This is a genomic window from Flavisphingomonas formosensis (assembly GCF_009755815.1).
In the GTDB taxonomy this organism is placed as follows: domain Bacteria; phylum Pseudomonadota; class Alphaproteobacteria; order Sphingomonadales; family Sphingomonadaceae; genus Flavisphingomonas; species Flavisphingomonas formosensis.
On record NZ_WRPK01000001.1, the window covers coordinates 293,678 to 306,984 of the forward strand.

Consider the following 13,307-nt stretch of genomic DNA (forward strand, 5'->3'; position numbering starts at 1 on the left):
ATCGTCTCGACATTCCCACGAGCAAATCCTCAATTTCTCGCTTACATCTGTAATGTAATCGTGTAGGAAATAGTGCCAAGATGCGTGAGACGGAATTTTCCGAAATGGCAGAAACATCGGCCGATATGGGCGGCACCCCACAGTGCCTGCAGATCGGCGATCCGGCCCCCAATTTCCAGGCGCGAACGACGATGGGGGTGGTCAACCTCTCCGACTTTCGCGGCCGATGGTTGATCCTGTTCTCGCATCCTGCCGATTTCACCCCGGTGTGCACCAGTGAGTTCGTCGCCCTGTCAAAGGCGAGCGACCGATTTGAGGCGCTCGACTGCGCGCTGCTCGCGGTCTCGGTTGACAGTCTCTATTCGCATCTGGGCTGGATCCGCGCGATCCGCGACGGGTTCGGTGTCACGGTGAGCTTCCCGATTGTCGAGGATCCATCGCTGATCATCGGACGGGCCTACGGCATGATTTCGGATCGCTCGCCCGACGCCGCCACAATGCGATCGACCTATTTCATCGATCCCGACGGGATCATCCGCGCGATGATCTGCTATCCCGCGACGATCGGACGCTCGGTCGATGAGATGCTCCGGGTATTGGCCGCCCTGCAGATTGTCGATGCCGATCATGTCGTGACCCCGGAAGGCTGGCATCCCGGCGACGCGGTGCTGTTGCCGCCCCACCAGGACCAGGCTGCTCTGCTGGCCGCGGCGGATGACCCGCTGTGGTTTTACCGCAGCAAGCCGCAGTCGCAGAAAGGGTAGGCGATGGCTGACACTTTGCCCGCCCCGGATCTCGAAGTGCTCGCCGAAGTGATGCGCACCTTGGGCCACGATACCCGCCTCCGGCTGATCGCCACCCTGCTCGCGCAAGGTGAGAAGTCGGTCGGCGAAATCGAGGCTTTGACCGGCATTGGGCAACCGGGGCTGTCGCAGCAGCTCGGCGTGCTGCGCAAGGCTGAATTGGTTCAGACCCGGCGCGCCGCAAAGCAGGTCTATTACAGCGTGGCGTCGGATGCGTTCATCGCGGCAGCGGCCTTTCTCGCCGCGCTTGCAAGGACTGGACCTGTCGAAATGGCAGCTCGGGCTGGCCGAAAGGCGGCGTCGCCGGCACGTGGATCGGCTGCCATGTTCGCCAAGATCCTTTAGTTCCCCCGGCGGCCGGTTGTTGGTTACGGTGCGCGCTCTGCAGCGGGCACGCCGGTGACTTGCTCGCCGAACTGATCACACAGGAAGGCCATCAAGGCCTGCACCCTGACATCGGCAATGCGGTAGAAGATCGTGGTGTTCTCGCGCCTGGTCTGGACCAGGCCGCCCTCGCGCATGCGGGCGAGATGCTGCGACACGCTCGACTGCGACAGGCCGCACAAGCCGACCAACTCGCCGACCGATGCCTCGCCTTCGCGCAGGCGGCAGAGCAGGAGCAAGCGCTGTTCATTGGCAACGACCTTGAGAAACGCGGCAACCTCGGTCGCGCGTTCGCACAGCATTTCCACCGCACTGTCGGTCACCGTCATCGTCATCGTCATCGTCATTTGCTTGCCGGCCTCCCGTCATCACGCAGCACCACGTAAATGGCGGGGATAACCAGCACGGTAAGCAAGGTCGATGAGGCGAGACCGAACAGGAGCGAAATGGCGAGGCCCTGGAAGATCGGATCAGTGAGGATGACCGCGGCGCCGATCATTGCGGCCGCCGCCGTCAGGACGATCGGTTTGAAGCGGATCGTACCCGCTTCGATCAACACGTCGCGCAGCGGTTTGTCGGGGGTAGAGGTGTGGCGGATGAAATCGACCAGCAGGATCGAGTTGCGCACGATGATGCCCGCCAGCGCGATAAAGCCGATCATCGAGGTGGCGGTGAATGGCGCGCGGAAAAGCATATGGCCGATCACGATGCCGACCAAAGTCAGCGGGACCGGCGTGAGGATGACGAGCGGAAGCCTGAAACTGCGGAACTGGGCCACGACGAGGATATAGATAGCGAGCAGCGCGACCATGAACGCGCCGCCCATGTCACGGAAGGTCACCCAGGTGATCTCCCATTCGCCGTCCCAGAGCAGGCTGGTCGCCTTTTCATCGGTCGGCTGGCCGCTGAACCGGATGACGGGCTTCTCCAGCCCTCTGGCGGCCCAGTCATAGCTGTCGATCGCGCGATCGACCGCGAGCATGCCGTAGATCGGCGCCTCATAATCGCCCGCGAGTTCAGCGGTCACCATATCGGCATAGTGACCGTCGCGCCGGAAGATGGCCGGGCTGCTCTGCTCCTGCCGCGCATCGATGATCGTGCCGAGTTCGATCAGTTTTGGGCCGTTAGCGCTTTGCGAGACCGTCACCGGCGTACTGGCAAGCGTCTGCGTCCAGCTTCGCGCGGATTGCGGGAGGGCGATGGTGATCGGCAGCGGCGTGCGTTCATCCCCGCGCGGCGCATAACCAACCGTCTTGCTGCCCAGCAGCGCGCCGATCGAGTCGTTGATGTCGCGGGCCGAGAGGCCGTAATAGTCGATCCGGTCGCGCTGCGGGATCAGGCGCAGCTTGGGTCGCGGCTGGCCGAAGCTGTTGTCAACATCGACGATATAGGGGATCGATTTGAAGATCTTCTCCAGTTCGGTCGCCGTCGCGCGGCGGCTCTGGGCGTCCGGGCCGTAGATTTCGGCGAGCAAGGTGGCCAGCACTGGCGGGCCAGGGGGTGTCTCGACGACCTTGATCGACGCGCCCTCTGGCAGTTTCAACGCCTTGAGCTTTTGGCGCAGGTCGAGCGCGATCTGGTGGCTCGACCGATCGCGATCGCCCTTGGGCAGCAGGGTCACCATGACATCGCCCATCTCCGGGCGGCTGCGCAGGAAATAGTGGCGCACGAGCCCATTGAAATTGAACGGCGCCGACGTGCCCAGATAGGCTTCCATCGCGGTCGCTTCGGGGAGTTCGCGGGTCAGGCGGGTGACATCTTCGAGAACGCGGCCGGTGCCTTCGAGGCTGGTGCCCTCCGGCATATCGACTACGACCTGGACTTCGGACTTGTTGTCGAACGGCAGCAGCTTGACCGTTACCGCCTTGAAATAGAACATCGAGCAGGCGACCAGCGTGGCAATGCCAACCGCGATGAGGAAATTGCGCGCTGACTTCCGGTTATCGATGATCCGGTGGGCGACCCGCGCATAGAGGCGGCCGAGCTTGCCGCCGCTCGCATCATGCCCGTTCCCGTGATCGCCATCCGCGCCATCGGCTGCCAGCGTCTTGCGCGCGAAGCGGATCATCAGCCACGGCGCGATCACCACCGCGACGAAGAAGGAAAAGACCATCGCGGCCGACGCATTGACCGGGATCGGCGCCATATACGGTCCCATGAGGCCCGACACGAACAGCATCGGCAGCAGCGCTGCCACCACGGTCAGCGTGGCGACCACGGTCGGGTTGCCGACCTCGGCGACCGCTTCAATCGCGGCCTCGGTACGGGTGCGATCATCGGGCATCGCCCAATGGCGAGCGATATTCTCGATCATCACGATCGCGTCGTCGACGAGGATGCCGATCGAGAAGATCAGCGCGAACAGGCTGACCCGGTTGATCGTGTAGCCCATCAGGTTCGAGGCGAACATCGTCAGCAGGATCGTCGTCGGGATCACCACGGCGGTGACGCCGGCCTCACGCCAGCCGATCGCGAAACCGATCAGGATGACGATCGAGACCGTCGCGAGCGCGAGGTGGTAGAGAAGCTCATTGGCCTTTTCATTCGCGCTTGCGCCGTAATTGCGCGTGACCGCGACATCGATACCGTCGGGAATGAGGCTGCCCTTGAGGCTTTCGAGGCGTGCGAGCACCGCCTCGGAGACGACGACTGCATTGGCGCCCGACCGCTTGGCGATCGCGAGACTGACCGCCGGCGCGTTCGACCAACGCCCGTCGTTGCGTGCCCAGCGCCACGCGCGGGCCTGATCCTCGCGGGGCCCCTGGGTGACCGTGGCGACATCGCGCAGATAGACCGGCGCCCCGGCGACTGACCGGACGGTGAGCATGCCGACGTCCTGCGCCGAAGAAAGCGTCTGGCCAGCGGTGACCGCGACGGCTTGCCCGCCGTCGCGAACGCTCCCGGCGGGGAAGCTGCGATTGGCCTGCGCGGCCGCATCGATCACGCTGCCGAGCGGTACGCCATATTGGTTGAGCTTGCCGGGATCGGGCGCGATACGGATCTCTTCGGGGCGCCCGCCGGTCAGGAAGGTAAGCCCGACATTGTCGACCTTGGCGATCTCGGTCCGCAACCGGGTGGCAAGCGCATAGAGCGCCTGGTCGTCATATCGCCCGGCCGCGCCCGGCTTGGGCGACAGCGTCAGGACGATGGTGGGGACATCGTTGATCCCGCGCACCGTGACCTTTGGATCCGGGATACCTACCGGAATGCGGTCCCAGTTGGCGCGCAACTTCTCGTCGATCCGGGTCGCGGCGTCCTCTGGGTTCGATCCCACCAGGAACCGTGCGGTCACCATCACGCCATCGTCTTCGGCCTGGGTATAGACATGCTCGACGCCATCGACACTTTTCACAATCGTCTCGAGCGGGATGCCGACAAGCTGGACGGCGTCCGGCGCGGAAAGGCCTGGCGCCATCACCTGGATGTCGACCATCGGCACGCTGATCTGCGGCTCTTCCTCGCGGGGAATCGTGAACAGGGCCAGAAGGCCGATCGCGATCGCGGCCAGTAGAAACAAAGGCGTCAGCGGCGAGGTGATGGTCGCGCGGGTGAGGCGCCCCGATAAGCCGAGATTCACTTACCGCGTCCGGGAGAGAAGAGGATATCGCCCGCCGTGACGCCCCCCAGGATTTCGAGGTTACCCGGATCGCCCGTTGGCGCGGTCTGGACCGCCACCGCGCTGATGCGTCGATCGGGGGTGACGACATCGACATAGTCGATGCCGTAGCGGGTCGAGATGAAGCGGCGCGGCACCACCATGGCCCGGCGCTGGCCGACCTCGATCGTCACGCCAACCCGCCGCCCAACCAATTCGCTGGAAAGGCCAGGCACGGTCGCGTCGACCTGCACCCGGCCTCCGGCGATGGCAGGATAGACCTGTGCCACCTGTCCCTGGCGCGACCCTTCCGGCAAATCCCCTTGAGCAACTATGACCCGCGTGCCGACACGCACGGCGTTTGCCAGCGACTCCGGCAGATCGATGCGGAGAACAGGCGGCCCCGCCGTAACCGTTGCGATCGACATGCCCGGCGCCACGACCGAGCCAGCGGGAATATCCGCACGCAGGACGCGGCCCGAGGCGGGCGCGAGGACCGCGCCCTGCCCGGCGACGCTGGCGCTCGCATTCTGCTGCGCGCGGGCGGCTGCCACCTGGGCATCGGCGGCGCGCGACATCGCGACCGACTGATCGAGGCGCGCCTTTGCATAGACATTGTGATTGTAGAGATCCTGGACACGAACAAGGTCGCCTCGTGCGCGTGCTGCTTCGGCTTGCGCGGCGGCAACCTGCGCGCCCGCCGCACTGGTTTCGTAGCCAAGGCGCGAATCGACGATCGAGCCGATGCGCTGGCCCTTGGTCACCATGTCGCCGGCGCGAACCGAGAGACTGACCAAGGTGCCGGGAATACGGGCAAGCGCCTGGGCCTGGTCGCGGGTCGTTATCTCGGCTCCGACCGCCTTCATGTCGGGGGTCTCTGCGAGCGTGACGGCCAGCCGCTCGCCGGTGGGCAACGCGGCGACTTTTTGTTCACTCGGCGCACTCTCACCGCAGGCCGTCAGCGTCAGGGCCGCGCCAGCGACCATCCATGCCCATTTTGTCACTGCCGATGGCTCCCCTGTTGCATGGCCCTAGCCGCGTTCGACCGGCAAGCCAGCCGCCTTCCAGGCGCCGATGCCGCCCGCGAGATGCGTATCGATGCTCGACTGCGCGCTGGCGCAGCGGTCGAGCGCGAGGCCAGACCGTTTGCCGCCAGCGCATTGGAGCACGATCGTTCGACCCGCTGCATCCGGAACATTACGTGGTGCGAATGTCGAAAGCGGGGCGTTTACTGCGCCCTTGATATGCTCGGCGGCAAATTCGTCGGGTTCCCGCACGTCGATGAGGAGCGCTGAACCATCGGCCAGCATTCCGTTGAGAGTCTGCGCGTCGATTTCCCGGTGCGCCTTGGTCTTGCCGAATCCGAACATGGTAGATCTCCATCGCCGAGTCATTAATTTGTATATTGCGTATATTGTGTAATCATCATATTCAGTCAAGTGAGATATTCGAGGCGAGAGGAACAGGCGTCATGAACAAGCCGAAGATCGTGGTGCTGGGCGCGGGCCTGGGCGGCACCATCGCCGCCTATGAAATCCAAACGGCTGCCAAGGGACGGGCCGAGGTGGTGATGGTATCCAATTCAGACACCTATTCCTTTGTGCCTTCCAACCCTTGGGTCGCGGTTCGCTGGCGCGAGCCCGAAGCCATTCAAGTGCATCTGCCGCCCATCTTCGCCAGGAAGAAGATCGGCTTCACTGCCGTCGGCGCGAAGCGCTTGCATGCGGTTGAAAAACGACTCGAGCTCAATGACGGCAGCAATATCATTTACGACTATCTCGTAATTGCAACCGGGCCTGATTTGGCATTTGACGAAATCGAGGGACTCGGGCCGCATGGCGGTCACACCGTCTCGATCTGCCAGACCGCGCATGCCTCGGCCGCGGCCGACGCGTTCGATCGCTTCGTCGAAAATCCCGGACCGATCGTGGTCGGCGCGGTGCAGGGCGCGTCGTGCTACGGGCCGGCTTACGAATTTGCGCTGATCCTCGATACTGAGCTGCGCCGCCGCAAGATCCGCGACAAGGTGCCGATGACGTTCGTCACCGCCGAGCCCTATATCGGTCATCTCGGGCTCGACGGCGTCGGCGACACCAAGGGTCTGCTCGAAAGCACACTGCGCGAGCGGCACATCAAATGGGTCACCAATGCGCGCGTCGCCAGGGTCGAGGCGGGCATGATGCATGTCGAGGAAATCGCCGAGGGCGGCGCCGTGGCCCGAACTCATGACCTGCCGTTCGCTTTCTCGATGATGCTCCCCGCCTTCCGGGGCGTGCCCGCCGTTCGCGACATCCCCGGCCTCACCAATCCGCGCGGCTTCATCCTGATCGACAAGCATCAGCGCAACCCCGCCTTCCCGGAAATCTTCGCGCTGGGTGTCTGCGTGGCGATCCCGCCGACCGGGCCGACGCCCGTACCGGTTGGCGTTCCCAAGACCGGCTTCATGATCGAAAGCATGGTGACCGCGATCGCGGCCAATCTCGATGCGATCCTCGACGGCAAGGAGCCAACGGCCGAAGCCAGCTGGAATGCCGTCTGCCTGGCCGACTTCGGCGATGGCGGCGTTGCCTTCGTGGCGCAGCCGCAGATCCCGCCGCGCAACGTCAACTGGGCGGCTAGCGGCAAGTGGGTCCATCTCGCGAAGATTGGCTTCGAGAAATATTTCCTTCGCAAGGTGCGCAAGGGCGAGAACGAGCCCTTTTACGAGAAGCTCGCGCTCCACGTCATGGGCATCAAGAAGCTGCGGATGTGACCGCCTCGTTCGACACGAAAAGGAACTGCACAATGACTCTCGATCGCGCCGTCATGATCTTTGCAGGCACTGTCGTCCTCTTGGGGATCGTCTTGTCCTTCACCGTCCATCCCTGGTGGATCGGCCTCAGCGGCTTTGCCGGGCTCAATATGATCCAGGCCGGCTTCACCGGCTTTTGTCCGGCAGCGATGGTCTTCAAGGCGATGGGCGTCCGTCCGGGCAACGCCTTCAAATGATGGTCAAGCGCCGCCTTGCGCGCCTGATGCTGTGGCTTGCCGCCCCGCTGGCGCTGAGCACCACGGCGCACGCGACGACGCTTGAGGAGGCGCTTGCCGCGGCCATCGCGCATGCGCCCGAGATTGCTGCAGCCGACGCGGATGCGGATGCCGCCAATGCGCGGCTCGAGCAGGCGAAAGCGGGCCGGCTGCCGACCGCGACGCTCAGCGGCACGATCGGCTACGGCCGCCTCGATCCGCGCGGCTTCTTCGGACTTGACGCGGCGAACGTGACCCCGCGCGCCGCGCAAATAACGGTCGAGCAGCCCCTATTCACCGGGGGCAGGGTCAGCGCCGGGATCGATCAGGCCCGCGCCGGGATCGCCGGCGCGGAGGCGGGGCAGATCGGCATTCGCAGCCAGCTCGTGATGGCGGTGACCCAAGCCTATGGCGACGTGCTGACCGCCGCGCACATGGTCGATCTCTATGGCCGCCTTGTTATCCAAACCACCGAGATCGAGCGCCAGGCCCGGCTCAAGTTTCGTGCGGGCGAGAGCCCCAGCACCGACGTCTCCCAGGCGGGCGCCCGTCTTGCCGAGGCGCGCGCCGGGCTTGCCCGCGCACAAGGGATGCAGGTCTCGGCGCAGGCGCATTTCCGTAACCTGACAGGGCTTGAGCCCGTCGATCTGCAGCCACTCCCGCCCAATCCCGTGCTGCCCGCCACGCTCGACGAGGTGATGGATGCGGCAATCCGCAGCAATCCCGCGCTGGCGCAGTCCGAAGCCAGCCTGCGCGCCGCTCAGGCCGCAGCACGCGGTGCGCGCGCGGAGCGCCTGCCTACGGTCGGTGTCTTCGTGGAAGGCGCCACGGTACGCGATCAGTTCTTTCCCGACTATCGCGCGGACAGCGCGACCGTGGGCATCCGCGCGCGCTGGGAGCTGTTCAGCGGCGGCCGGGTGTCGGGCAAGGTCGCCGAGACGGATAGTAGTGTCCGGGCAGCCGACGCACGGGCAAGGGCCATGCGGATGCAGGTCCAGGAACAGGTCATCTCCGCCTTTCAGGATGTTCGTACGGCGCAGTTCGTCGAACAGGCGGCTACGGAGCAGGCCGCCGCCGCTGCGCAGGCGCTCGACAGCATTACCCAAGAGGTTCGGGTTGGCATGAAGCCGCAGCTCGACCTGCTCGACGCCGAACGCGAATCCATAGCCGCCGAGGCTGGCGCGGCGCGCGCGGGTACCGATCGTATCGTCGCCGCCTACCGGCTGCTCAGCCTGCTGGGTCGCTACTGAACGAAAGGATCGCCGCTATGAATAAGGATTGGCCGGAAATGGCCGCGCAACTAACCGGCGCGATCAAGGAAGTCCGCCTTGGCAGCCCAGAGGTCACAAAGGCCTTCTCGGCGATGGCCAGGGCTGCGACCGAGGCGGGAACGCTCGATACCAAGACCAAGGAACTGATCGCGCTTGCCATCTCTGTGGCGATCCGGTGCGATGGCTGTGTCGCCTTTCACAGCCAGGCGGCGGTCAAGCGGGGCGCGACGCGCGAGGAGATCATGGAGGTGATGGGCATGGCGCTATACATGGGTGCCGGACCAAGCCTGATGTATGCCGCCCAGGCGGTTGAGGCCTTCGACCAGTTTGCGGCCCAGGCCGGCACCGAGCCTGGGAGCGCATGAGGTCGTGGCGGTGGAGCACGACATGATCGACTTGCCGCTCGAACAGGCCGTCCGTATTGTCGAGGGTGCGGCCGCCGGCGACGTTGCCGTGCACAGCGTCTTTGACGAGGCGACCTTTACCGCGACCCACGTCGTCAGCGATCCGGCAACCCGCAAGGCGGCGATCATCGACAGCGTGCTCGACTTCGACCCCGCGTCGGGACGAACCTCGCGCGAATCCGCTGATCAAATCATTGCCTATGTCGAAGCCGAGGGTTTAGAGATCGAATGGCTGCTCGAGACCCATGTCCATGCCGACCATCTCTCGGCGGCGCCCTATCTGCAGCAGCGCCTGGGCGGCACGCTCGCGATCGGACGCGATATCCTGACGGTGCAATCGACGTTCGGCGCGATCTTCAACGAGGGGCCGGACTTCGCGCGGGACGGATCGCAATTTGATCGCCTGCTACTCGATGGCGAACGCTTCCGGCTGGGATCGCGCGAGGGAATCGCGCTCCATGTCCCTGGGCACACACCCGCCGATATGGCCTATGTCATCGGTGACGTCGCGTTCGTCGGCGATACGCTGTTCATGCCCGATTATGGCACTGCTCGCGCGGACTTCCCGGGCGGCGACGCCCAGACATTGTTCCGATCGATCCACCGGCTGCTGGGGCTCCCGGACCGGACCCGGCTGTTCCTTTGTCATGATTACAAGGCGCCGGGGCGTGAGCATTTCATGTGGGAGACGACGGTGGCGGCGGAGCGACAGGGCAATGTCCATGTCCATTCAGGCGTCACCGAGAAGGCGTTCGTCGCGATGCGTGAAGCGCGCGACGCCACGCTTGGTATGCCGCGGCTGATCCTGCCTTCGATCCAGGTCAACATGCGCGGCGGCAACCTTCCCGAGCCCGAGGACAACGGTACGCGCTATCTCAAACTTCCCTTGAACAGTCTCTAACGCGCGCATGCTTGAGTCTGTCCAATATCTGCTGGGCGCCGCTTCGGGCTCCGTCGTCGGTTTCACGCTTGGTCTGGTCGGGGGCGGAGGCTCGATTCTGGCGGTGCCCCTCATGGTCTATCTCGTGGGCGTGGCGTCGCCGCATGTCGCGATCGGCACCAGTGCACTTGCGGTCGCTGCCAATGCCGGCGCCAACCTCATTCCCCATGCCCGGCAGGGCACGATCAAATGGCGCTGCGCAGGCATGTATGCGTTCGCCGGTGTGCTTGGTGCCTATGGCGGTTCGACGCTGGGCAAGGCGTTCGACGGGCAGCACCTGCTCTTTCTGTTCGCGCTGCTCATGCTGGTGGTCGGCGTGCTGATGCTGCGCAATCGCGGCAATTTGGGAAATCCCGACGTTCAGTGCCGGCGCGAAAATGCCCCCAAGGTCATTGCCTATGGCAGCGCGACGGGACTGTTCTCGGGCTTCTTCGGCATTGGCGGCGGCTTCCTGATCGTGCCTGGCCTCATGGCTTCCACCGGCATGCCGATGATCAATGCGGTTGGCTCCTCACTCGTCGCAGTGACAGCCTTTGGCCTGACGACGGCGCTCAACTACGCCTTTTCCGGGCTGATTGATTGGGGCCTGGCCGCGACCTTCATCGGCGGCGGTATCATCGGCGGTGTCATTGGGGCAGCCGCATCCAAGCAGTTGTCCGCCCGCAAGGGTCTTCTCAACAGTGTCTTCGCCGTGCTGATCTTCTGCGTGGCCCTCTACATGCTCTGGAAAAGCTGGTCCGCAATGTGACATCTGCGTCAGGAGGATCGTCGAGGAACCCGTCCGTTCCCGCGCGCCGATCGTCGAGAGAACGGGCGAAAACCATTTACGTCGCCTGGGAGTACCCAGCCGTCTGCGGTCGGTGGATGAGATGATTGGACACAACGGGTTGCGGTGGGTGACGAACGAACGCTCGCCTTGCGATGTTCAATGCTGATGCCGGCTGCACTCCGATTCTGGTAATGCGACGCCAAGACCGTTGGTGTTGCTTCTCGGAATCAGGGTGTTAGTCTGGCCCCGCGTCGCGAGGGCGGCGCCGAGGCTTGAGAACCTCGCTTGGGAAAATTTGACCCGCCATCGACGCGGCCGGGTGGCCGACGCGCATGTCCAAGCCGCTTGCGGCCAAAGGCGTCGGCGCATGTCTCAAGCATGTTCTCTACACCCGGCTTTCGCCGGCATCGCCTCGAACGACTGGGCGAGCCGGATGAGCGTTGGACTGAAGCGATTTCGTCGCGCGAGCGACAGGGCCTGCATCGCGGATCGGGGATCCCGATGCGGCTGATCCCCGACGTCCTGAAATCGCTGGCCTCGCCAAGGCTGGTCGAAGGCGACCCGTTGCCCCCCGACGACCGCGTGGTGACTGGGTCGGTGCTCGCCCTGAACGATCTTTACCAAACCCAGGCGCCGAAGCTGCTTCGCTACTTCGCGCGGCGAGCCGACCGCCAGGATGCGAACGACCTCATGCAGGAAAGCTTCGCTCGCTTCGTCGATGCAACGGCGGCGGACCGCGTAATCGAACAGCCCGAAGCCTATCTCAACCGGATCGCGACGAACCTGCTCCGCGACCGCGCCAAGACAGCCCTGCAACGCTCGCTCGCGCGGCATGTACCCGCCGACGAGGAGACGCTGGCTGGACCGGATATCGTCGCGGGGCTCGAGGCGCGTGACCTGCTCAACCGGATCCAGAATGCCCTGATGCGGCTCGGCCCCAAGACACGCGAGATATTCCTGGCGCATCGTGTCGACGGCTTCAGCTATAGCGACATCGCCAAGCGCACGGGATTGAGCGTAAAAGGCGTCGAGTGGCACATGACGAAGGCGATAACCCATCTCGACCGCGTGCTGAGGTCCCGTTGATGTCCGAAGCCGGGAGGGAGGCGCGCACGGACGAGATCGTGCGCGCGGAGGCCATTGCCTGGCTGACGAGACTGCGCTCGCCGGACGGTGCGGACGATCACGAAACCTTCCAGGACTGGTACGCCGCCGATCCTCGACATGCCGACATCTATGATGATGTCCTCGGCACCTGGGACAGCACGGCCCTGGCGGCCCGGACACCGGCTGGCGAGATGCCGCGGCGGTTCGACTCAAAACCTACCCGGCCGCGGTACCGAATGGCGGTCGCCGCTGTTGCCGCCCTTGTCCTGGTGGTGCTTTCGGGCATCGGCTTGCAGCGGTTCGGCGCCTTTGGACCAGGCCGGACGGACCCGGCCGAAGTCGCCAGCCGGATAGGCGAGATCCGCACCGTCACGCTGGCGGACGGCTCGCGCGTCACGCTCGACACGAACAGTGCCCTGGCAATCGCCTACACCGCCGGGGAACGCAGATTGACGCTCGAGCATGGGCGTGCCCGCTTCGACGTGGCGCATGATCCAGCGCGCCCGTTCGTCGTCACGGCCGGGAGCGGCATGATCATCGCGCACGGAACGCTCTTCGACGTCGACCTGCAGCAACGTCGCGTGACGGTGTCGCTGCTGCGGGGGTCGGTCGAAGTGAGAAACGAAGCGGCCGGTCGGGTCGAGACGGCAAGGACCGGACGGCTGCTTAAGCCGGGCCAGCGGCTGGCACTGGAACAGCACACACCGATGGGTTCGCCGGTAGCGCTCCGCGCCAGCGAAACGCGATGGCCCTCGGGTATGTTGTCGTTCGAGGACGCGTCGCTGGCCGAGGTCGTGGCGGCCGCGAACCGCTATAATTCCGCGCAGATCATTCTTGCCGACCGAGCCATCGGCGCCCTCCGGTTCACCGGCACCTTCGCCGCGAGGGATGCACAGGGCCTGGCCCGAATGCTGTCCGCAACGTTCAATCTTGACCTGTCCCACGACGATCACGGCAGCCTGATCCTGGCGCCGCGTCGATAGCCGCAAAAAAATCCCAGGGTAAAACGCACCTCGGCTGTCGAGGTC

The 13,307-nt window shown here is 64.7% G+C and carries 14 protein-coding genes; 10 read left to right on the plus strand and 4 right to left on the minus strand.

Annotated features, from left to right (window positions below):
• The first annotated feature begins 104 nt into the window (after positions 1-104).
• The gene (locus tag GQY20_RS01495; RefSeq protein WP_157215267.1) at positions 105-764 is read left to right on the plus strand and encodes a peroxiredoxin; all 660 of its coding nucleotides are present in this window, start codon (positions 105-107) and stop codon (positions 762-764) included.
• A gap of 3 nt (positions 765-767) precedes the next feature.
• Positions 768-1,148: an ArsR/SmtB family transcription factor gene (locus tag GQY20_RS01500; protein WP_157215268.1), complete on the plus strand. Its 381-nt coding sequence runs from the start codon at positions 768-770 to the stop codon at positions 1,146-1,148.
• Positions 1,149-1,171: 23 nt separating this feature from the next.
• Here the strand turns inward: GQY20_RS01500 and GQY20_RS01505 are convergent, their stop codons facing one another.
• From GQY20_RS01505 to GQY20_RS01520, 4 genes are read right to left on the minus strand one after another with little or no spacing between them, the layout of a single operon-like run.
• Complete coding sequence (locus GQY20_RS01505) at positions 1,172-1,534, minus strand: ArsR/SmtB family transcription factor (RefSeq protein ID WP_232475829.1); 363 nt, start codon at positions 1,532-1,534, stop codon at positions 1,172-1,174.
• A complete protein-coding gene (locus GQY20_RS01510; protein WP_157215269.1) occupies positions 1,531-4,764 on the minus strand; it encodes an efflux RND transporter permease subunit in 3,234 nt (1,077 codons plus the stop codon). Before GQY20_RS01510 ends, GQY20_RS01505 begins: the two co-directional genes overlap by 4 nt.
• Positions 4,761-5,786, minus strand: coding sequence for an efflux RND transporter periplasmic adaptor subunit (locus GQY20_RS01515; RefSeq protein WP_157215270.1), 1,026 nt, complete (start codon positions 5,784-5,786; stop codon positions 4,761-4,763). Before GQY20_RS01515 ends, GQY20_RS01510 begins: the two co-directional genes overlap by 4 nt.
• A 27-nt stretch (positions 5,787-5,813) precedes the next feature.
• Positions 5,814-6,152 carry a rhodanese-like domain-containing protein gene (locus GQY20_RS01520; protein ID WP_157215271.1) on the minus strand — a complete coding sequence of 113 codons (339 nt, stop codon included), beginning with the start codon at positions 6,150-6,152 and terminating at the stop codon, positions 5,814-5,816.
• 101 nt (positions 6,153-6,253) lie between these two features.
• On the opposite strand from GQY20_RS01520, the gene GQY20_RS01525 reads away from it, so the two are divergent.
• From GQY20_RS01525 to GQY20_RS01560, 8 genes are all read left to right on the plus strand, one after another.
• Positions 6,254-7,534, plus strand: a complete 1,281-nt coding sequence (locus tag GQY20_RS01525) for an NAD(P)/FAD-dependent oxidoreductase (RefSeq protein ID WP_157215272.1) — start codon at positions 6,254-6,256, stop codon at positions 7,532-7,534.
• Positions 7,535-7,566: 32 nt separating this feature from the next.
• Positions 7,567-7,770, plus strand: coding sequence for a YgaP family membrane protein (locus GQY20_RS01530; protein ID WP_157215273.1), 204 nt, complete (start codon positions 7,567-7,569; stop codon positions 7,768-7,770).
• Positions 7,767-9,038, plus strand: a complete 1,272-nt coding sequence (locus GQY20_RS01535; RefSeq protein WP_232475830.1) for a TolC family protein — start codon at positions 7,767-7,769, stop codon at positions 9,036-9,038. Before GQY20_RS01530 ends, GQY20_RS01535 begins: the two co-directional genes overlap by 4 nt.
• A 17-nt stretch (positions 9,039-9,055) precedes the next feature.
• On the plus strand, positions 9,056-9,424 hold the full coding sequence (locus GQY20_RS01540) for a carboxymuconolactone decarboxylase family protein (protein ID WP_137902954.1): 369 nt from the start codon (positions 9,056-9,058) through the stop codon (positions 9,422-9,424).
• A 22-nt stretch (positions 9,425-9,446) separates the two neighbouring features.
• Positions 9,447-10,364: an MBL fold metallo-hydrolase gene (locus GQY20_RS01545; RefSeq protein WP_157215274.1), complete on the plus strand. Its 918-nt coding sequence runs from the start codon at positions 9,447-9,449 to the stop codon at positions 10,362-10,364.
• Between the two features lie 7 nt (positions 10,365-10,371).
• Complete coding sequence (locus tag GQY20_RS01550; RefSeq protein WP_157215275.1) at positions 10,372-11,151, plus strand: sulfite exporter TauE/SafE family protein; 780 nt, start codon at positions 10,372-10,374, stop codon at positions 11,149-11,151.
• A gap of 522 nt (positions 11,152-11,673) precedes the next feature.
• Positions 11,674-12,258, plus strand: coding sequence for an RNA polymerase sigma factor (locus GQY20_RS01555; RefSeq protein ID WP_157215276.1), 585 nt, complete (start codon positions 11,674-11,676; stop codon positions 12,256-12,258).
• Positions 12,258-13,262, plus strand: a complete 1,005-nt coding sequence (locus GQY20_RS01560) for a FecR family protein (RefSeq protein ID WP_157215277.1) — start codon at positions 12,258-12,260, stop codon at positions 13,260-13,262. Before GQY20_RS01555 ends, GQY20_RS01560 begins: the two co-directional genes overlap by 1 nt.
• The last annotated feature ends 45 nt before the right edge of the window (positions 13,263-13,307 follow it).